The sequence below is a fragment of the Embleya sp. NPDC056575 genome (genome assembly GCF_042793325.1).
In the GTDB taxonomy this organism is placed as follows: Bacteria; Actinomycetota; Actinomycetes; order Streptomycetales; family Streptomycetaceae; genus Embleya.
On the sequence record NZ_JBHTVA010000021.1, the window covers coordinates 117,753 to 137,668 of the forward strand.

Consider the following 19,916-nt stretch of genomic DNA (forward strand, 5'->3'; position numbering starts at 1 on the left):
CACACCCACCGCCTCGCACATCCGGTCGACAACCCGCCACCGCCCCCGACCACAACCGCCGACTCCCGCGAACCACGCCCACGCCCACGCTCACCCCCGCCCCCGAACCACACGGGGCCCGCTACGAAGATTTCGTAGCGGGCCCCGCGCAAAACGATCGACGAGGTCTCAGACCTCCACCACAACCGGCAGAATCATCGGCCGGCGCCGATAGGTGTCCGACACCCACTTGCCCACGATCCGCCGCACCTGCTGCTGCAACTGATACGGCTCCGCCACCCCGTCGGCGGCCGCCTTCTGCAGCATCTCCTCGATCTTCGGGATCACCGCGTCGAACCGGGCGTCGTCGATGCCCGATCCCCGCGCCGTGATGGTCGGCCCGCCGACCACCTTGCCCGAGCTGGAGTCCACGGCGAGGAACACGGACACGAAGCCCTCCTCGCCCAGGATCCGACGGTCCTTGAGCGAGGACTCGGTCACGTCGCCCACGGACAAACCGTCCACATAGACGTATCCGGCCTGCACCTTCCCGGTGATCTTGGCGACACCGTCGACCAGGTCGACGGTCAGCCCGTCCTCGGCGAGGACCACCCGGTCCTTGCGCACCCCGGTCTTGACGCCCAGATCGGCGGCGGCGCGCAGATGGCGCCATTCGCCGTGCACGGGCATCAGGTTGCGCGGGCGCGTGAGGTTGAAGAAGTACAGCAGTTCACCGGCCGAGGCGTGACCGGAGACGTGCACCTTGGCGTTGCCCTTGTGCACGACCTTTGCGCCCCACCGGGTCAGCCCGTTGATCACCCGGTAGACCGAGGTCTCGTTGCCCGGGATCAGCGAGGACGCCAGCACCACGGTGTCGCCCTCGACGATCCGGATCTGCTGGTGCGAACGGTTGGCCATCCGCGACAGCGCCGCCATCGGCTCGCCCTGCGAGCCGGTACAGACGAGGACCACCTCGTCCGGCGGCAGGTCGTCGAGCGTCTTGACGTCCACGACCAGGCCGGCGGGGATCTTCAGATAGCCGAGTTCCCCGGCGATCTTCATGTTGCGCACCATCGAGCGGCCGACGAAGGCGACCTTGCGCTCGTAGGCGTACGCGGTGTCGAGCACCTGCTGGATGCGGTGCACGTGGCTCGCGAAGCTGGCCACGATGATCCGCTGGTCGGCGTCGGCGAAGACCCGGTCCAGCACGCCCGCGATGTCCCGCTCGGCCGGGATGAAGCCCGGGACCTCGGCGTTCGTGGAGTCCACGAGCAGCAGATCGATGCCCTCGGTGCCCAGCCGGGCGAACGCCGGCAGGTCGGTGAGCCGGTTGTCCAGCGGCAACTGGTCCATCTTGAAGTCGCCGGTGTGCACGACGGTGCCGGCCTCGGTGCGGATCGCCAGCGCGAGCGCGTCCGGGATCGAGTGGTTCACCGAGATGAACTCGCACTCGAACGGCCCCAGCCGCTCGATGTCGCCTTCCTTGACCTCGAGGGTGTACGGCCGGATGCGGTGCTCGGTGAGCTTCGCCTCGATGAACGCGAGGGTCAGCTTCGACCCGATCAGCGGGATGTCGGCCTTCTCCCGCAGCAGGTACGGGACCGCGCCGATGTGGTCCTCGTGCCCGTGGGTCAGGATGACCGCCTCGATGTCGTCGAGGCGATCCCGGATCGAGCTGAAGTCCGGCAGGATGAGGTCGACTCCGGGCTGCTCCTCCTCGGGGAACAGCACCCCGCAGTCGACGATCAGCAGCCGGCCGTCGAACTCGAAGACGGTCATGTTTCGGCCGATCTCGCCGAGGCCGCCCAGCGGGGTGACCCGAAGGCCGCCCTTCGGCAGCACCGGCGGCGGGCCGAATTCGGGGTGGGGATGGCTCAAGTTCTCTCCTCGCCACGTGCCGCCGTCCGGCCGATCGATGCTCGGCCGGACGGGAACGCGCAAAAGCTCGTGTTCGGCCCGAGCGGGTGTGGTACCCGCCCGGGGCACTACTTACAGATATTCCTGTTTACAGCTCTACCCCACCCGCCGAAAGATCCTGCCTCAGCTGCGCGATCTGTGCCTCGTCGGCATCGATCAGCGGCAGCCGCAGCGGCCCGGCGGGCAGGCCCTGCAATCCCAGCGCGGCCTTGGTGAGGATCACGCCCTGGGTACGAAAAATGCCGGTGTACACCGGAAGAAGACGCTGGTGGATCTCGCGCGCCTTGGCGACGTCGCCGGCCGTGAAGGCGTCGATCATCGCGCGGAGCTCGGCCGAAACGAGGTGTCCGACCACGCTCACCACACCGACCGCGCCGATGGACAGGAGCGGCAGGTTCAGCATGTCCTCACCGCTGTAGTACACCATGTCGGTGCGCGCCATCACCCAACTCGCCGAGGCGAGGTCGCCCTTGGCGTCCTTGTTCGCCACGATCCGGGGGTGCTCCGCGAGGCGGACCAGGGTCTCGGTCTCGACCGGCACGGCGCTGCGACCGGGGATGTCGTACAGCATCACCGGCAGCCCGGTCGCGTCGGCGACCGTGGTGAAGTGCCGGTACAGGCCCTCCTGCGGAGGCTTGCTGTAGTACGGGGTGACCACGAGCAGGCCATGCGCGCCGGCGGCCTGCGCCTGCCGGGCCAGCTCGACCGAGTGCCGAGTGTCGTTGGTACCCACACCGGCGACCACGAACGCGCGATCGCCCACGGCCTCCAGAACCGCCCGGACCAGCTGCTCTTTCTCCGCGTCGCTCGTGGTGGGCGACTCGCCGGTGGTGCCGTTGACGACGAGTCCGTCGTTGCCGGCATCGACAAGATGGGCGGCCAGGCGCTGGGCGCCGGGGAGGTCGAGCGCACCGTCGGCCGTGAAGGGGGTCACCATCGCGGTGAGGACCCGGCCGAAGGGGGTCTGGGGGGTAGACGTCGGAGCCATGGCCCAAACCGTACCGGGCCCGCACCTGACCTGCGGGTAGCACCCGCCCTATGAGACCTCCACCGAGACCTCCACCGCCCGGGAGCCCGCCCCGTCGGCCCGAACGACACCCGGACGAAACCGGGGACCGGGGCGCACGGAAAAAGGGACCAGACGCTGCCCGCTCGGGGGTTCGAGCAGCGCCTGATCTCTTTCAGTATCGACCACGACGGGTGAAACCTTAGGGATTCTGGTGAAAAATTTCCAATGTCACCCTATGTGCCGATTTGACCACTCGGACGGCTCAACCGGCCCCGGCCCGCCCTCGCCTCTTACGGCGCGACCCGACCGTTGGCGTTGAACGCCGCGTACGTCAGCGGCATCAACTCCGCCCACACCGCCTCCATCCGCTCCGCGACCATCTCGATCTCACGCTGCGGGAACGACGGGAAGGTCGCGTCGTCATGCTTGGTGCGCAGCCCCAGGAAATGCATCAGGGAGCGCGCGTTGCAGGTCGCGTACATCGACGAGTACAGCCCGACCGGCAACGTGGTCCGCGCCACCTCCCGCGCGACACCCGCCTCCAGCATGCGCCGGTAGGCCGCGTACGCCGCCTCGTAGCCCGCCCGCGTCGCCTCGTCGACCACCGCGTGCTGCTCGGCCGTGCCGTCGACGAACTCATACGCCCCCGGCTTGCCCCGCTGCACCAGCCGCCGCTCCGCCGAAGGCACATAGAACACCGGCAAAAGCTCCCGATAACGCCCGCTTTCCTCGTTGTAGGACCATCCGACGCGGTGGCGGTGGAATTCGCGGAAGACGAAGATCGGGGCGCTGACGAAGAAGGTCATCGAGTTGTGCTCGAACGGGCTGCCGTGCTTGTCGCGCATCAGGTAGTTGATCAATCCCCTGGAGCGCGAGGCGTCCTTGTCCAACTCGTCGAGGGACTTCTCCCCCGCCGTGGAGACCCGGGCCGCCCACAGCACGTCCTGGTCCGAGGCGCTGTGCTTGATCAGTTCGACGGTCACGTCGTCCCGGAATCGCACGTCGGCCGGCTTCTCCTGGGGTGTTTCGGTCACGCGGGGTGGCTCCTCGTCGGGCGAACGCACGCAGCCGTGCGTCGATGAAGGGGGTGCGGCGGCGGATAAGCCTAACCACCGCTCGGAGCCGCGCTCGTCCCCGTGCCCGTCGGCGCGGAGCGCGGCACCACCACCGTGCTCGGCTGGGTCGACGGCCCCTCGGCGGGCCGCGTCGGCGCACCCGCCGGCAGCGCCGCGGATGTCGCGAAGGTCACCCGGTCCAGTCGGCCCATGTACGGCTGCACCTGGACCTCCAGCTTCCCGACCAACTCCCTCGGCACCGCGAAGTTGTAGGTGATCACCGTGTCGGCGTTCACCGCGGCCTCACTCGGGCCGCCGCGTGGCGGGCCGACCTTGGCGAGGGCGCACGGCAGCGCGTCCGGCCCCGCGTACAGGGTCACCTGGAACAGATCGGCGACCAGGTTCGATCCGGTGCGGTTGCCGTAGCGGATCGGGATCGCCACGTCGACCGTCTCGCGCCGCTCGCCGGGCACGGCCGCCGTCCGGGTCACCGCCGGCGCCAAGGCGGTGACGGTCAGCCCGTTCGAGTAGGTGTGCGTCTGCTTCTTCTGTCCGGTCCGGTCGGACGGCGGCGGCGCGCCCGAAGGCGGCGGGGCCGCCGGGGTCGAGCCGTCGGTCGGGTTCTTGTCGGGCAGGTCCGGCGGGTTGCCGGTGGGGCCGGCCGCGGCCGGCTTCGGCTTCTCGTCGTCGATCGTCGGACCCACCATGCAGCCGGTCGCGAGCACCGCGACCACCGCGCACACCGGGGCGATTCGTCGGACCCGGACCCCCATGACCATCCTCCGCTGCCGCGCCCACCAATCCTTGGCCGACAGCGTCGCACGCCGCGCGCGGGGGCGGGAACGCCGGCGGCGCGTGTCGCCCACGGGTGTGTGCGTTCGGCGAGCGGCGGACAGGAAACCTTCGGGCGCGCGAGAATCGGCCGAACTCGACGATGGGGGCACCACATGAGCGATTGCTACGTACGGCCGGCCCACGCCGGAGACGGCGCCGCCCTGGGCGCCGCGCACGCCCGGGCCTGGCACGACGCCTACACCGGCGTGCTGCCCGCCGCGGCCCTGGCGGCGGCCACACCCGAGGCGTTGGCCGCCGAATGGGAGGACGCCGCGGTCGCGCCACCCTCACCGCGCCACCGCGTGCTCGTGGCCTGCGCGGGCTCCACTGCGGCCGGCTTCGCGGCCCTCGTCCCCGGCTCGGACGAGGACCTCGACCCGGCCCGCGCGGGCGAGTTGGCGATCCTGGTGATCGACCCGGCCCGACAGCGCGAGGGGCACGCCTCCCGGCTGCTCACCGCGGTCGTCGCGGACGCGGTGTCCGACGGCGTGGACACGCTGGTGACCTGGGTCCTGGAGAACGACAAGCCGCTGTACGACTTCCTGACCGGCGCGGGCTGGGCCGCGGACGGCGCCACCCGCGAACTGTGGGTGGACGAACCCGGCGGCGCGGTGATCCGCCAGGTGCGACTGCACACGGCGGTCTCCCCGATGCCCTGAGCAGGATCCGATCACGTTCGTCGCCCCGGTTCGGGGTCGATCCGTTTCCGCCCGACGGCAATCCCGTGACGCCGGCGGGAAATCGGCGGGCGAAACGGCCGACGAACACGGTGAAGACCACACCGACGTGCCATTGAAGTGGGTAAGTCAGCCGACTTAACGTGGGCGCCGTGAGCCGAACTCCGACCCGCGAGCGCCTTCTGCTCACCGCCGAGCGGCTGTTCGCCGTACACGGAATCGACGCGGTCTCGCTGCGCCGGATCAGTGTCGCGGCGAGTCAGCGCAACAATTCCGCCGCGCAGTACCACTTCGGCAGCAAAGAGGAATTGATCCGGGCGATCTTCGGCTTCCGGCTCGCGGCGGTCAACGGGCGCCGCGAGGACCTGGTCCGCGCACTGGTCCGGGCCGGCCTCGACCGGGACCCCCGGGCCCTGGCCGAGGCCATGGTGCGCCCGTTGGCCGAGCAGATCGACGTCGGGGGCAGCTTCTACCTGCGCTTTCTGGCCCGGGTGCACCAGCACCCGGGCGCCTCCGCCTACGCGCTGCCGGCGATGGGCCTGGAGGGCAGCACGCCGGAGTTCGCCCACCTGATCGACCTGGCCCTGGGCCACCTGCCGAGCGCGGTGCGACGCAACCGGCTGCGCCTGGGCGGCAGCCTGGCCGTGCACGCGACGGCCGATCGCGAGCAGCGCGTCCACGAGGGGCAGGCGCACGACGTGTTGCCCCCCGCGGCGTTCGTGGAGGACCTGGTGGACGCGGTGGCGGGCATCCTGGCCGCGCCCGTATCGACCCGGCTGCTCACCGCCCTGGACCCGACCGCCGCGCGGCCCGCCACACCCCACCCGGCCGGCCCCGCGACACTCGACCGCCCGGCCGGCGCCAGACCCTAGCGCGTGTTCGTGGCCGGCGCCCGGCCCGCGTGCAGGCGGATCGCGGTCAGCATCGCCCGGCGCCCGCGCGCGTTGTCGCGCGCGTCGCCGTAGGCCACGGCCAGCCGGTACCAGCCCCGCCAGTCGTCCGGCGCGGCCTCCACCTCGGCCTTGCGCCGCTCGAACACCTCGTCGGCGCTGTCCCGATCGACCCGCCCGCCGGGGGTGCGGGCCAACTCGTCGGCCGGCAGCCCGCCCTCGGCCGCCAATTCGCGGGCCAGCCGCTGCATCGCGAAGCCGAAGCGCACCTCGCGCCAGATGTACCAGGCGCCCACCACCGGCACGAGCAGGATCGCCAGCCCGAGCACGACGGTGACCGGCCGCCCGTCGCGAATCGCGATCATGCCGCGACTGCCGACGAGGAACACGTAGAAGACCAGAACCGCGATCAGCACGAGCGCGGTGACACGTTGCCTCACGATGCTCAGCCCAGATCGAGGAAGTGTTCCAGGCCCACGGTCAGGCCGGGCGTGGAGACCACACGACGCACCCCGAGCAGCACACCCGGCATGAAGGACGTGCGCTGGAACGAGTCGTGCCGGATGGTCAGCATCTCGCCGTCGTCGCCGAGCAGCACCTCCTGGTGGGCGACCAGGCCGCGCAGCCGGACCGCGTGCACCGGCACGCCGTCGACCTTGCCGCCGCGCGCGCCGTCCGGGTCGTCCACCGTCGCGTCGGGCATCTCCCCGAGGCCGGCGCCGTCGCGCGCCTCGGCGATCAGCTCGGCGGTCCGGCGGGCGGTGCCGCTGGGCGCGTCGACCTTGTTCGGGTGGTGCAGTTCGACGATCTCGACCGACTCGTAAAAGCGCGCCGCCTGGGCCGCGAACCGCATCATCAGCACCGCGCCGATGCCGAAGTTCGGCGCGATCAAAACGCCGGTTTCCGGGCTCTTCGCCAGCCACTCGCGCAACCGCGCGAGGCGGTCGGGGGTGAAGCCGCTGGTGCCGACGACGGCGTGGATCCCGGCGCCCGCGCAGTATTCCAGGTTGCCCATGACCACACCCGGATGGGTGAAGTCCACGGCGACCTGCGCACCCGCCTCGGCGAGGTCGGCGAGGTCGTCGCCCTCGTCGACGCGCGCCACCAGTTCGAGGTCGTCGGCCGCCTCGACGGCACGGCACACCTCGGAGCCCATGCGGCCGGCCGCACCGATCACACCCACCCGGATCGCAGTCATGATGTCGCGCACTCTCCCGTCAGCACAGTTCTTCGTCCCGATCGACACCGCGGCCGATCGGAGCGCACCACTTCCGTGCCCACCGACCCGCTCGCGACCCGGCCGGCACGGTTTCGCCGTCGTTCAGGCCGACGCGGCGACGAAGTCCGCGTCGTCGGCGAACGGCCCGACCACGGCCAGCGTGGGCCGCGCGGCGAACAGGACCTTCGCCACGTCGTGGATCTCGTCGGCGGTCACCGCGGCGATCCGGGCCAGCACCTCGTCGACGGACAGGTGCTCGCCGTAGACGAGTTCGCTCTTGCCGATCCGGCTCATCCGCGACCCGGTGTCCTCCAGGCCGAGCACGGTCGAGCCGCGCAGCTGGCCGATCGCCCGATCCATCTCGTCCCGGGGCAGCCCGTCGCGCACCACCCGCTCCAGCTCGGTCCGGCAGATCTCGATCACCTGGCGGGCCTTCTTGGGCTGGCAGCCGGCATAGATCCCGAACACGCCCAGGTCGGCGTAGCCGGAGTGGAACGAGTAGACCGAGTAGGCCAGCCCGCGCTTTTCCCGGATCTCCTGGAACAGGCGCGAGCTCATCCCGCCGCCGAGCGCGGTGTTGAGCACGCTGAGCGCGAACCGCCGGTCGTCGTCGCGGGCCAGGCCGGGCATCCCCAGGACCAGGTGGGCCTGCTCGGTCGGCCGGTTGAGCACCCGGACGCTGCCGGCCGAACGCGTCCCGCGACCGCCGGCGCGCGGCGCCGCGGCCACCGCGTCCTCGTCCACCTTGACCTGGGCGAACGCCTTCTTGACCAGCCGGACCACCTTGGCGTGGTCGATGTTGCCGGCCGCGGTCACCACCATGTTCGGCGCCTTGTACCGGCGCCGGTAGTAACCGTTGATCTGGGTCCGGGTGAGCGCGTTGATCGACTCGACGGTGCCCAGTACGGGCCGCCCGAGCGGGGCGTCGCCGAGCATCGCGTCGTAGAAGAGTTCGTGCACCAGGTCGCCGGGCTCGTCCTCGTTCATCGCGATCTCCTCGAGGATCACGCCGCGTTCGGCGTCCACGTCCTCGGAGTCGATCAGCGAGCCGGTCACCATGTCGCAGATCACGTCGATGGCGAGCGGGAGGTCGGTGTCGAGCACGCGTGCGTAGTAGCACGTGTACTCCTTGGTGGTGAACGCGTTCATCTCACCACCGACGGCGTCCAGTTCCGCGGAGATCTCCAGCGCGTCGCGCTTCGCGGTGCCCTTGAACAGCAGGTGTTCGAGGTAGTGCGAGGTGCCGGCCAGGGCGGGGGTCTCGTCGCGCGAGCCCACCCCGACCCAGATACCGAAGGTCGCGGAGCGCACGGACGGCATGTTCTCGGTGATCACCCGCAGGCCGCCGGGCAGGACCGTGCGGCGGACGGCACCCACACCGTCCGCGTCACGCAGCAGGGTCTTCGTGGAACCAGGCCGCTGCGCGGACGCAGCGGCCTGGTTCTTCGACGAGGAGGACGTCACTTGGCGGCAGCGTCCTCGGTGTCCTCGGCGGCGTCGCCTTCGCCCTCGATGACCGGGACGAGCGACAGCTTGCCGCGCTGGTCGATCTCGGCGATCTCGACCTGCACCTTGTCGCCGACCTTGATCACGTCGTCGACGTTCTCGACGCGCTTGCCACCGGCGATCTTGCGCAGCTGCGAGATGTGCAGCAGGCCGTCCTTGCCGGGCATGAGCGAGACGAACGCGCCGAACGTGGTGGTCTTGACAACCGTACCCAGGTAACGCTCCCCGACCTCGGGCATCGTCGGGTTGGCGATCGCGTTGATCGTCGCCCGCGCGGCCTCGGCCGAGGTGCCGTCCGAGGCACCGATGTAGATCGTGCCATCGTCCTCGATGGTGATCTCGGCACCGGTGTCGTCCTGGATCTGGTTGATCATCTTGCCCTTGGGGCCGATGACCTCGCCGATCTTGTCCACCGGGATCTTGACGGTGATGATGCGCGGCGCGAACTTCGACATCTCGTCCGGAGTGTCGATGGCCTCCATCATCACGTCGAGGATGTGCAGACGGGCGTCCTTGGCCTGCTTGAGCGCCGCGGCCAGCACCGACGCGGGGATGCCGTCGAGCTTGGTGTCGAGCTGGAGCGCGGTGACGAACTCCTTGGTGCCGGCGACCTTGAAGTCCATGTCGCCGTACGCGTCCTCGGCACCGAGGATGTCGGTCAGGCACACGTACTCGGTCTTGCCGTCGACCTCGTCCGAGATCAGGCCCATCGCGATGCCCGCGACCGGCGCCCGGAGCGGCACACCGGCGTTGAGCAGCGACATCGTGGACGCGCAGACCGAGCCCATCGAGGTCGAGCCGTTGGAGCCGAGCGCCTCGGACACCTGGCGGATCGCGTACGGGAAGTCCTCGCGCGCGGGCAGCACCGGCAGGAGGGCGCGCTCGGCGAGCGCGCCGTGGCCGATCTCGCGGCGCTTGGGCGAGCCCACGCGGCCGGTCTCGCCGACCGAGTACGGCGGGAAGTTGTAGTTGTGCATGTAGCGCTTGCGCGTCTCGGGCGAGAGCGTGTCGAGCATCTGCTCCATGCGCAGCATGTTCAGCGTGGTGATGCCCAGGATCTGGGTCTCGCCGCGCTCGAACAGGGCCGAGCCGTGCACGCGCGGGATGACCTCGACCTCGGCCGACAGGGTGCGGATGTCGGTCAGCCCGCGACCGTCGATGCGCACCTTGTCGCGCAGCACGCGCTGCCGGACGAGCTTCTTGGTCAGCGCGCGGAACGCGCCGCCGATCTCCTTCTCGCGACCCTCGAACGCCGGGAGCAGCTTCTCCGCGGCCAGGTCCTTGACCCGGTCGAGCTCGCTCTCGCGGGCCTGCTTGCCGGCGATGGTCAGCGCGGCCGACAGCTCGTCGGTCACCGCGGCGGCCAGCGCCTCGAAGACGTCGTCCTGGTAGTCCAGGTAGACCGGGAACTCGCCGGTCTCCTTGGCGGCCTTGTCGGCCACCTCGACCTGCGCGGCGCACAGCGCCTTGATGAACTTCTTGGCGGCCTCGAGGCCGTCGGCGACGACCTCCTCGGTCGGCGCCTCGGCGCCGCCCTTGACCAGCTCGATCGTGCCGGTCGTGGCCTCGGCCTCGACCATCATGATCGCCACGTCGCCGTCGTCGAGCACACGGCCCGCGACGACCATGTCGAACACCGCGCGCTCGAGCTCGGTGTGCGTCGGGAAGCCGACCCACGTGCCGTCGATCAGCGCCACCCGGACGCCGCCGATCGGGCCGGAGAACGGCAGGCCCGCGAGCTGGGTGGACATCGAGGCCGCGTTGATCGCGACCACGTCGTACAGGTGGTCCGGGTTGAGCGCCATGATCGTCTCGACGATCTGGATCTCGTTGCGCAGGCCCTTCTTGAAGGACGGGCGCAGCGGACGGTCGATCAGCCGACAGGTGAGCACGGCGTCCTCGGACGGGCGGCCCTCGCGGCGGAAGAAGGAGCCGGGGATCTTGCCCGCGGCGTACATGCGCTCCTCGACGTCCACCGTCAGGGGGAAGAAGTCGAGCTGGTCCTTGGGGCGCTTCGAGGCGGTGGTGGCCGAGAGCACCATGGTGTCGTCGTCCAGGTAGACCACGGCGGAGCCGGCGGCCTGCTTGGCGAGCCGGCCGGTCTCGAAGCGGATGGTGCGGTTGCCGAAGGTGCCGTTCTCGATGACCGCTTCGGCGAAGCTGATGTCGGGACCCTCCACGGGTGCCCTCCTCGTTCGTTTCGAGGGAGGTCCGCGGCGCATGACGCCTGAGGGCCGACCGTGCCGGTCTTCGATCGAAGCACCCGGGTGCGTTACCCGGGGGCCACTACCGAGGACCGGCGCTGGAGGTCGGCGCCTTGGTCGCGACGCGGCGCTCCCAGTGTCTGTCGTTCGTCCTCGTCGTCGGGCGTGCGCGAGGCACGACCGACGTCGATTGTCTTGTTCTATCTCACCGCGGATGCCCGCGTGCGGAACACAGCCTACAAAGACGGCATCCGGATACGGCGAAGGAGCGGCTTGTGCAAGCCGCTCCCCCGTCGTGTGCTGCTAGCGGATGCCGACGCCGCTGCGGCGGATGCTCAGCCGGTCGGTCAGCGTGCGGTAGCGCTCGATGTCCTTCTTGGCCAGGTAGCCGAGCAGGCGACGGCGCTGGCCGACCAGGAGCAGCAGGCCCCGGCGGCTGTGGTGGTCGTGCTTGTGCTCCTTGAGGTGCGCGGTGAGCTCGTTGATCCGGTAGCTCAGGATCGCGACCTGCACCTCGGGGGAGCCGGTGTCGCCTTCCTTGGTGGCGTAGTCGGCCATGATCTGCTTCTTCGTTGCGGTGTCGAGCGACACGTGTTCTCCCTCTGCAAGGTGGTGAGCGCCACCGGTCTTACTCACGGCGGCGACTGGGCTCACATGGTGCGGGCGCGCGGCCCGTGGGCAGCACGCATCCCGGGCACGCGGCTCCGGGATACGGACAACCCTAGCAGGAGCGCATCAGGCCGTGATGTTCCGCAGCTTGTCGTACAGATCCAGCACCGCCAGGCACAGCGGTACGACCGACACCATCAGCATGCCTTCGAGCACGTCCATCAGCCGCCCCCAGAAGGGGGACAGGCCACGCGAGGGCACGGTGGTCGCCACGATCGCGAGCAGCGCGCCGACCACGCAGACCAGCGCGAAGATCCAGCCCTGACGCTCCTTGTCCGCCATACCGGTGTCCAGGGCCAGGCCGACGAACAACATCGCCAGGGCGAGCAGTCCGGCGGTGTACAGGACGGTGACCTGGGTGGTGTGCCGGAACAGGCGGGCCCGGCACAGGGTGACCAGGGCGAGTACGGCGGTCAGGGCCCGGGCCCACAGGGTGTCGACGCTGCCGAGCACGACGCAGGAGGCGACGAGCGCGGCGGCGCAGGCGCCGGCCAGGCCGCTGAGCACCTCGTGGCCGCGGCGGGCGCGGGCGGCGACGTCGGCGTGGTCGAGGGTGTCGCTCTGGCGGGAGGTCGGCGCGTCGGAGGGCAGGAAGCCGATCGGCAGCCGGGCGAGGCGGGCCGCCCAGGAAGGCAGGAAGGCGATCATGGCGAGGGCGACGGTGCCGGTGACCGCGGCGGCCTCGCGGGGGGCGCCGTCGACGGTGATCAGACCGAAGGTGGCGAGCGTGCCCAGGGCGCCGGCGCCGGCGCCGGCGATGTAGACGGCGCCGCGGGCGGGCAGCAGGGCGGCGATCAGGGTGGAGACGACGAGCACGGCGACGCAGGCGACCAGGAACTGGACCCGGCCCGGGCCCTCGCGGGCGGGCGGCTCGATCAGGCCCAGGCCCGCCAGGAACGCGTTCGGCAGCGCGCCGAGGCCGAGCACGGCGCCGCCGGAGTGGTCCCCGTACACCCGGGCGCGCACGCCCGCGACCACGGTCAGCACCAGGGCCAGCGAGCCGCCGACGATGGCGGGCAGGCCGTGCGGCAGGGGGGTCGTCCGCCAGAGCACGACGGCGCCGAGGGTGAAGAAGACGGCCGCGCCGGACAGGCCGGCGATACGCAACATCTCCGGCGTCCACAGCCGGTTGTCGCCGGTGACGGAGGTGGCCACCGAGTCGGCGACGTCGTCGTACACCGGCGGGGGCGGCGCGTCCGCGAGCGCCGTGAAGCGCAGCAGTTCACCGTCGCGCACGTGTTGCGCGGCCAGCGTGAGCCCGCTGTCCAGCGCCTCGCCGTCGAGCCTGGTGAGTTGGAAGCCGGTCACCGCGCCGTTGCGCTGGGTCTGCCCCGACAGCCGCAGGATCTCCGGGTACAACTCCGCGAGCGGGACCTCCTCCGGCAGCGCGAGGTCGACGCGACAGTCCGGTGCGATGACGGTGATCCGGGCGAACCCGGTGGTGACCGTCGTGGTCGTGGAGTTCACCTGTGCAGATCCCCCTGCTTGTAGCCGCCCCGTGTCCCGCGACCCCGAGGGGGCGGGACGACGACTCTATACGTCACCGCTTCACGCGACGGTGGCGTCGGGAGGACCGGCCAGTAGTATGCGGCGCACACACGAACGGACCACCGGTCTACCGTGTGTCATGGAGACGACCCTGACGGGGTGGGTTGACTCACATCACCTGCTCCTTTTCCGTGCTTTGCGGCGGGTTCGATCCGTGTCCGGGATCCTCGCGACGGATGAGGCTGATTCACCTTGACCGTGGTCATCGTCAAGCGCCCGCCCAGGGTGCTGCCCTCTCCTGTCCCCACGGAGGAGATCCGACTCCAATCGCCACCCGAGTTGGAGCGCCCGACCGATCAGAACTGGATCATGAGCGTGCTCCCGATGATGGGCATGCTCGGGTCGGCGGGCTTCTTCTTCATGCCGGGCGCGCCCAAGATGATGATGGTCATGGGCGGCATGATGATGATCTCGTCGCTGGTCATGGTGGTCGCCAACATCCTCAAGTCGCGTGGCGGCAACCGGGTGCAGATGCTCGACTCCCGGCGCGACTACCTCAAGTACCTCGCCCAGCAGCGCAAGGAGGTCCGGCGGACCGCCCGCAGGCAGCGCGACGCGCAGTTGTGGACGCATCCGGATCCGGGCCAGTTGTGGTCGGTGGCCGCGGGCGAGCGGCGGATCTGGGAACGGCGGGCCGGTGACCCCGACTTCGGGCAGGTCCGGGTCGGGGTGGGTCAGCAACAGTTGTCCACCCCGCTGGTGGCGCCGGACACCGCGCCGCTGGAGGAGTTGGAGCCGCTGTGCGCGGACGCCATGCGGCGGTTCCTGCGCACCCAGGCGACGCTGGACGATCTGCCGATGGCGGTCTCGCTGCGCTCCTTCTATCACCTGACCGTCTCGGGCGAGCCGGAGCGGGTGTACGGGCTGACCCGGTCGATGCTGGGCCAACTCGCGGTGCTGCACTCCCCCGACGACGTGCGCATCGTGGTCGCGTGCGACACGAACTCGCTGCCGCGCTGGGACTGGCTCAAGTGGCTGCCGCACGTGCAGCACCCGTCCCAGTCGGACGGCGCGGGCTCGGTGCGGATGATCGCCGGCGACCTCGGCGAGATCGAGGAGTGGCTGGCCGAGGAGCTGGCCGGGCGTTCGCGGTTCGCGGCCGGCGCGCAGCCGGTGCTGGACCAGCCGCATCTGGTGGTGGTGCTCGACGGCGGCGGGGTGCCGGCCAACTCGCTGCTGGCGGGCGCGGACGGGCTGCAGGGCGTGACCATCGTCGAGGTGGTCCCCGGGCCGCTGGACGAGTTGCGCGGCGGGCTGGCGATCATCGCCGAGGAGGACCGACTGACGCTGGAGTCGACGGCGGGCGCGTACGAGGGGGTGCCCGACTTCCTGTCGGCGGGCGACGCGGAGGCGCTGGCCCGCAAGCTCGCGCCGCTGCGGCTGTCGGCGAACGACGACGACGAACCGCTGCTGGCCAATCTGGACTTCACCGACCTGATGGGCATCGGCGACGCGGCCCAGGTGGATGTGTCGCAGACCTGGCGGCCCAGGCCGCCGAACGACCGGCTGCGGGTGCCGATCGGGATCGGCCAGAACGGCGAGCCGATCATGCTGGACATCAAGGAAGCGGCGATGGAGGGCATGGGTCCGCACGGCCTGTGCGTCGGCGCGACCGGTTCCGGCAAGTCGGAGCTGCTGCGCACCCTGGTGCTCGGGCTGGCGACCACGCACAGCTCGGAGATCCTCAACTTCGTGCTCGCCGACTTCAAGGGTGGCGCGACCTTCTCCGGGATGTCGGACATGCCGCACGTGGCGGCGGTGATCACCAACCTCTCCGACGACCTGACCCTGGTCGACCGCATGCGCGACTCGATCACCGGTGAGCTGAACCGGCGCCAGGAGTTGCTGCGTTCGGCGGGCAACTACGCCAACATGCACGACTACGAGCGGGCCCGGGTGGCCGGCGCGGCCCTGGAGCCGCTGCCCTCGCTGGTGATCATCATCGACGAGTTCAGCGAACTGCTGACCGCCAAGCCGGACTTCATCGACATGTTCATCCAGATCGGCCGCATCGGCCGATCGCTCGGCGTACACCTGCTGCTCGCGTCGCAGCGGCTGGAGGAGGGCCGGCTGCGCGGGTTGGACACCTACCTGTCCTACCGGATCGGGTTGCGCACCTTCTCCGCCGCCGAGTCGCGCGCGGCGATCGGCGTACCCGACGCGTACCACCTGCCGTCGGTGCCCGGCGCGGGTTACCTCAAGTTCGACACCGAGTCGATGGTGCAGTTCAAGGCCGCGTACGTGTCCGGCACCTACCGCGCCTCGGACCGGGTCCGGCGCAACCGCACGGGCTCGCCGATGCCGGTGCTGTTCGACAGCCGGTGGACGGCCGCGAACACGTGGAACCGACAGCCGGACCTGCCGCCGGAGCCCGAGCCCGAGCCGGACGTCGACAGCGCGCTCGCGGACACCGTGCTGGACGTGATCGTGCGGCGGATGGTCAACCAGGGCCCGCCGGCGCACCAGGTGTGGCTGCCCCCGCTGGCCGAGTCCAACTCGGTGGACCGGATGTTGCCGCCGTTGCGGGTCACCGCGGAGCGCGGGTTGAGCTCGCCCGAATGGGGGGCCAACGGCCGCCTCGTGGTGCCGCTGGGCCTGGTGGACAAGCCGTTCGAGCAGCGCCGCGACGTGATGTACGCGGACCTGTCCGGCGCGGCCGGCCACGCCCTCGTGGTGGGCGGCCCGCGCAGCGGCAAGAGCACGCTGATGCGCACCATGATCACCTCGTTCGCGCTCACCCACACGCCGGCCGAAGTGCAGTTCTACGTCCTGGACTTCGGCGGCGGCGGGATGGTCGCGCTGAGCGATCTGCCGCACGTGGGCGGGGTGGCGGGCCGGCTCGACGCCGAGCGGGTGCGCCGGATCGTCAGCGAGGTCAAGGGCATCCTGGACCGGCGCGAGGAGATGTTCCGGGTCAACAACATCGACTCGATCGACACGTTCCGCCGGCGCCGCGCCGCGGGCACGCTGCCGGACGAGGCGTGGGGCGACGTGTTCCTGTTCGTCGACGGCTGGTTGACCCTGCGCAACGACTTCGACGCGCTGGAGGCCGAGGTCACCGACATCGCCACGCGCGGTCTGGGCTTCGGGGTGCACGTGGTCCTCTCCGCGTCCCGGCACCCGGAGATCCGGCCCGCGCTGAAGGACCAGATCCAGACCCGGCTCGAACTGCGGCTCGGCGAGACGATGGAGTCCGAGGTCGACCGGCGGCTCGCGGCGAACGTGCCCTCCGGCGCGCCCGGTCGCGGTCTGTCTCCGGACAAGCTGCACTTCCTGGCCGCGCTGCCCCGGATCGACGGCTCGTCGACGGCGGAGGACCTGGGCGAGGGCATGGCGGCGATGGTCGGCGCGGTCAAGGCGGCGTGGGCGGGCCCGCCCGCGCCGCCGGTGCGGGTGTTGCCGGTGTTGCTGCCGTACGAGCAACTGCCGACGCCGGCGCAGGTGTCCGGTCGCGGGATCCCGATCGGTGTGGACGAGCAGACGCTCAGCCCGGTGTACCTGGACTTCAACGTCGACACGAACTTCGTGCTGTTCGGCGAGAGCGAGTCGGGCAAGACCAACTTCCTGCGGCTGCTCTCCCGGGGCATCGCCGAGCGGTACACCCCGGCCGAGGCGCGGATCATCGTGTCCGACTACCGACGCACGCTCTTGGACGTGGTCCCGGAATCGCACCTGCTGGAGTACGCGGCGGCGGCGCCGGCGCTGACCTCGTTCATGGGCGAGATCCGCGGCGGCATCGAACGGCGGCTCCCGGGGCCGGAGGTGACGCAGGAACAGCTGCGCAACCGGAGCTGGTGGAGCGGCCCGGAACTGTTCCTGCTGATCGACGACTACGACCTGGTGGCCTCCTCCAGCGGCAACCCGGTGGGCAGCATCGCCGAGTTCCTGCCGCTGGCCCGCGACGTCGGCCTGCACCTGATCATCGCCCGCAGCAGCGGCGGTGCGGGCCGCGCGCTGTACGAGCCCGTGCTGCAAAAGCTCCTCGACCTGGGCACGTCCGGCCTGATCCTGTCCGGCAACCGGGACGAGGGCGCCCTGATGGCCAACGTCAAGCCGACCCAACTCCCGCCAGGGCGTGGGCAGTTGATCACCAGGCGGCGAGGCGTGCAGCTGATCCAGACGGCCTGGCTGCCGGACAACTGACGGCGTTTCGCGTCGATATGCCGGACCTACCATCCGAATAGTTATAACGGAACGTCAGCCTCCTCTTGCGGTCCGCTGACCATTCGTGGATCAATGGTCAGCGCCGCGACGCGCAGGCGTGTCCGACGTCCGCCGGGGAGGGTCGCGGCCGAAGGTCACCAAGCCCGGGGGAAACGTTGGCTATGGCGGGATCCGGTTTTCAGATCAGCCTGGAGATGCTGGAGAAGTTTCAGGGGGCGTTGGAGGGGGTGCTCGCCGATCTGATCGGCGAGGATCCGGGGGCGAACGCGGCCGAACACGGGATCGGCGCAACCGACTTGGGCGTGTCCTTCGCGGAGGCCCCGATGATCGGCGGGGTGATCCAGGAGACCGCCACCCGATTGCGCGCACTGATCGCCACACTGCACGACCAGATCACGGCGATGAAGTTGTCGATCAGGGTGACCGGCGCGAACACGGCCGACGTGGACGACGACACGCGCCGCGCGCTGAACGAGATCATGGCGCGGATCGGCCAGGGTGGACAGACGCCGGTGACGACGGGCTCGACGACCAAGTCGGGCGGCACGGTGGGCCTGGAATGACACGACTACACGAATCCGGCGTCGTGGGGGGAATCTGATGGTGCACGCGGACGGCGCGCCGACCGGGGGACCGGGCGGCGGCGGAACCGACTTCGAGGGTTACACGCTCGAACAACTACAGGCGATGATCGCCGGGGCGAACCCCTCGGCACTGGGTGTCTACGCCGACAAGCTGCACGGAACCGCCCAACGCATCCAAACCGCCACCGACGGCCTCACCAAGTGCATCCAGGCCCTTAGCGGCGCCTGGGAGGGCCCGGCAGCGGATAGCTTCCGCACGTGGGCCGGCGGCGTCACGGCCGCCGCAGCCGGCCTCGGCGACTACGTCTCGGCAGCCGGCACCCACGTCAACCATGTGGGCCAGCAAATCTTCGTAGCCAAGATGCGCATGCCGCGGGTGCCCCCGACAGTCCTGGCCACAGCCAACCAGGGCCCGGTGGCAGTCGTCTCAGCCGCCACAAACCCACCCCCCGACGGCGTCGACCCAATCAAGGCCCACGAACAAGCCAAGGCCCAGGTAGACGCAGCCCACCACGAAGCAGTAACCCAAATGCGCACACTAGCCTCGACATACAGAGTCGCCGCCGCAGACCTAAAGGCTTTGCCAGCGCCGGAATTTCCCCAACCACCCTTTCGGGGTGACTGGATTGATAGCCGATCTATCGGTAGCCCTGGCGCCGAAGGCCCAGGACCCGGAAACCAGAGCACCGCAGGCAGAACATCTGGTACACCTGGTACGCACTCCGGGGGCGGTAGTCCGCGTACCGGAATCTACACGGCACCGCAAGGACGAGTTCCGACTGGCGGCCCTGCGGACCTTGAATCCAATGGTGATACGGCTCCGTATATTCCTCAGTCGACCAATCTTCAAGGTTCCAGCCCGCTGACGGCTTCCGGATCCACGCTCGACAATCCTTGGGAACCACAGGCTTCGGGGCGAGGCCCAGGACCCGCGAACTCGCCCAATGGGAGCACACCGTGGAATGGGATGCCTGGAGATGCTCCTATTCCGCCCGCCCCGACCGCAGGAGGAACCGGCCGCAGCAACGGGCCATTCGGATCGAGCCCTTCAGAGGGCGGCGGCAAGAGTGGTACCTCAAGGACGACCCCAGCAACCGGTGGCGGCACCTACAGAGGTGGTGTCCCTGGAGGCGGGGTCATCAACCCAGGAGTCACACCGCGGGGTGGTGGGCCTTCGGGAGCGGGCGGCTCAAGAGGCCCATTCAGCGCACATCCCGAGATGCGCGGCCCCAATTCAGGCGGCATAAGCAACGCAGGGGGGACTAGCCCCTCAGGGCGGATCCCGGGCATGCCGGGTGCGCCGGGAGTCGCAGGATCAGCGATTGGCTCACCGACACGCAGTGGCCCAGGGCGCAGGCTCGCGAACTCGCAGGGCGGATCCGTGGGCAACGCTTCCGGAACCGCTTCGAGTCGCCACTCTCCCCGGCTCCAAGCCTTGCCCACAGTTGGTACGACCCCCGAATCCCCCTCAGGCGACTCCACGCAGCAGCGCAGAACACCCCCTGGGCAGCGCACACCGTTCACTGGTGGGTCGCGCTCCGAGCAGGTTCGGCGACGCCCCCTACGCACCGAAGAGGACGAAGAAAATACGTGGGATGGTCCTCGTCGTCCCGGAGTTGTCCCACCCGTCATCGAGTAACCGGATTTCACCGTCACCCCAG

Annotated in this window: 14 protein-coding genes; 4 read left to right on the top strand and 10 right to left on the bottom strand. The window is 70.1% G+C overall.

The features are described 5' to 3' along the window. Positions 1 to 168: 168 nt before the first annotated feature. The 4 genes from ACFRCG_RS18760 to ACFRCG_RS18775 all read right to left on the bottom strand — a co-directional run bounded on the left by ACFRCG_RS18760 (position 169) and on the right by ACFRCG_RS18775 (position 4,733). Positions 169 to 1,857 carry a ribonuclease J gene (locus ACFRCG_RS18760; RefSeq protein WP_126638412.1) on the bottom strand — a complete coding sequence of 563 codons (1,689 nt, stop codon included), beginning with the start codon at positions 1,855 to 1,857 and terminating at the stop codon, positions 169 to 171. A gap of 127 nt (positions 1,858 to 1,984) precedes the next feature. Next, a complete protein-coding gene (gene dapA, locus ACFRCG_RS18765) occupies positions 1,985 to 2,884 on the bottom strand; it encodes a 4-hydroxy-tetrahydrodipicolinate synthase (RefSeq protein WP_380032810.1) in 900 nt (299 codons plus the stop codon). Positions 2,885 to 3,195: 311 nt separating this feature from the next. Further along, positions 3,196 to 3,939: an FAD-dependent thymidylate synthase gene (gene thyX / locus ACFRCG_RS18770; protein WP_380032812.1), complete on the bottom strand. Its 744-nt coding sequence runs from the start codon at positions 3,937 to 3,939 to the stop codon at positions 3,196 to 3,198. A gap of 71 nt (positions 3,940 to 4,010) precedes the next feature. Further along, the gene (locus tag ACFRCG_RS18775; protein ID WP_380032814.1) at positions 4,011 to 4,733 is read right to left on the bottom strand and encodes a hypothetical protein; all 723 of its coding nucleotides are present in this window, start codon (positions 4,731 to 4,733) and stop codon (positions 4,011 to 4,013) included. Positions 4,734 to 4,907: 174 nt separating this feature from the next. Here ACFRCG_RS18775 and ACFRCG_RS18780 point away from each other — a divergent pair, with 174 nt between their 5' ends. Continuing rightward, the gene (locus tag ACFRCG_RS18780) at positions 4,908 to 5,453 is read left to right on the top strand and encodes a GNAT family N-acetyltransferase (RefSeq protein WP_380032816.1); all 546 of its coding nucleotides are present in this window, start codon (positions 4,908 to 4,910) and stop codon (positions 5,451 to 5,453) included. A gap of 170 nt (positions 5,454 to 5,623) precedes the next feature. After that, complete coding sequence (locus ACFRCG_RS18785) at positions 5,624 to 6,343, top strand: TetR/AcrR family transcriptional regulator (protein ID WP_380032818.1); 720 nt, start codon at positions 5,624 to 5,626, stop codon at positions 6,341 to 6,343. On the opposite strand, the gene ACFRCG_RS18790 is transcribed toward ACFRCG_RS18785, so the two are convergent. The 6 genes from ACFRCG_RS18790 to eccD all read right to left on the bottom strand — a co-directional run bounded on the left by ACFRCG_RS18790 (position 6,340) and on the right by eccD (position 13,426). Next, positions 6,340 to 6,801, bottom strand: a complete 462-nt coding sequence (locus ACFRCG_RS18790; protein WP_380032820.1) for a hypothetical protein — start codon at positions 6,799 to 6,801, stop codon at positions 6,340 to 6,342. The two genes, ACFRCG_RS18785 and ACFRCG_RS18790, sit on opposite strands and share 4 nt — an antisense overlap. Positions 6,802 to 6,806: 5 nt before the next feature. Next, complete coding sequence (gene dapB, locus ACFRCG_RS18795; RefSeq protein WP_380032822.1) at positions 6,807 to 7,559, bottom strand: 4-hydroxy-tetrahydrodipicolinate reductase; 753 nt, start codon at positions 7,557 to 7,559, stop codon at positions 6,807 to 6,809. Between the two features lie 123 nt (positions 7,560 to 7,682). After that, positions 7,683 to 9,044 carry a M16 family metallopeptidase gene (locus ACFRCG_RS18800; protein WP_380032824.1) on the bottom strand — a complete coding sequence of 454 codons (1,362 nt, stop codon included), beginning with the start codon at positions 9,042 to 9,044 and terminating at the stop codon, positions 7,683 to 7,685. Then, positions 9,041 to 11,266 (bottom strand): polyribonucleotide nucleotidyltransferase, encoded by a 2,226-nt coding sequence (locus ACFRCG_RS18805; RefSeq protein WP_380003103.1) that lies wholly within the window; start codon positions 11,264 to 11,266, stop codon positions 9,041 to 9,043. Before ACFRCG_RS18805 ends, ACFRCG_RS18800 begins: the two co-directional genes overlap by 4 nt. Positions 11,267 to 11,593: 327 nt before the next feature. Then, a complete protein-coding gene (rpsO, locus tag ACFRCG_RS18810) occupies positions 11,594 to 11,881 on the bottom strand; it encodes a 30S ribosomal protein S15 (RefSeq protein ID WP_020553079.1) in 288 nt (95 codons plus the stop codon). Positions 11,882 to 12,025: 144 nt separating this feature from the next. Continuing rightward, positions 12,026 to 13,426, bottom strand: a complete 1,401-nt coding sequence (gene eccD / locus ACFRCG_RS18815; protein ID WP_380032826.1) for a type VII secretion integral membrane protein EccD — start codon at positions 13,424 to 13,426, stop codon at positions 12,026 to 12,028. Between the two features lie 273 nt (positions 13,427 to 13,699). On the opposite strand from eccD, the gene eccCa reads away from it, so the two are divergent. Together eccCa and ACFRCG_RS18825 are read left to right on the top strand one after the other, a co-directional pair. Further along, positions 13,700 to 17,650, top strand: coding sequence for a type VII secretion protein EccCa (gene eccCa, locus ACFRCG_RS18820; protein WP_380032828.1), 3,951 nt, complete (start codon positions 13,700 to 13,702; stop codon positions 17,648 to 17,650). A 182-nt stretch (positions 17,651 to 17,832) separates the two neighbouring features. After that, on the top strand, positions 17,833 to 18,234 hold the full coding sequence (locus ACFRCG_RS18825) for a hypothetical protein (RefSeq protein WP_380032830.1): 402 nt from the start codon (positions 17,833 to 17,835) through the stop codon (positions 18,232 to 18,234). The last annotated feature ends 1,682 nt before the right edge of the window (positions 18,235 to 19,916 follow it).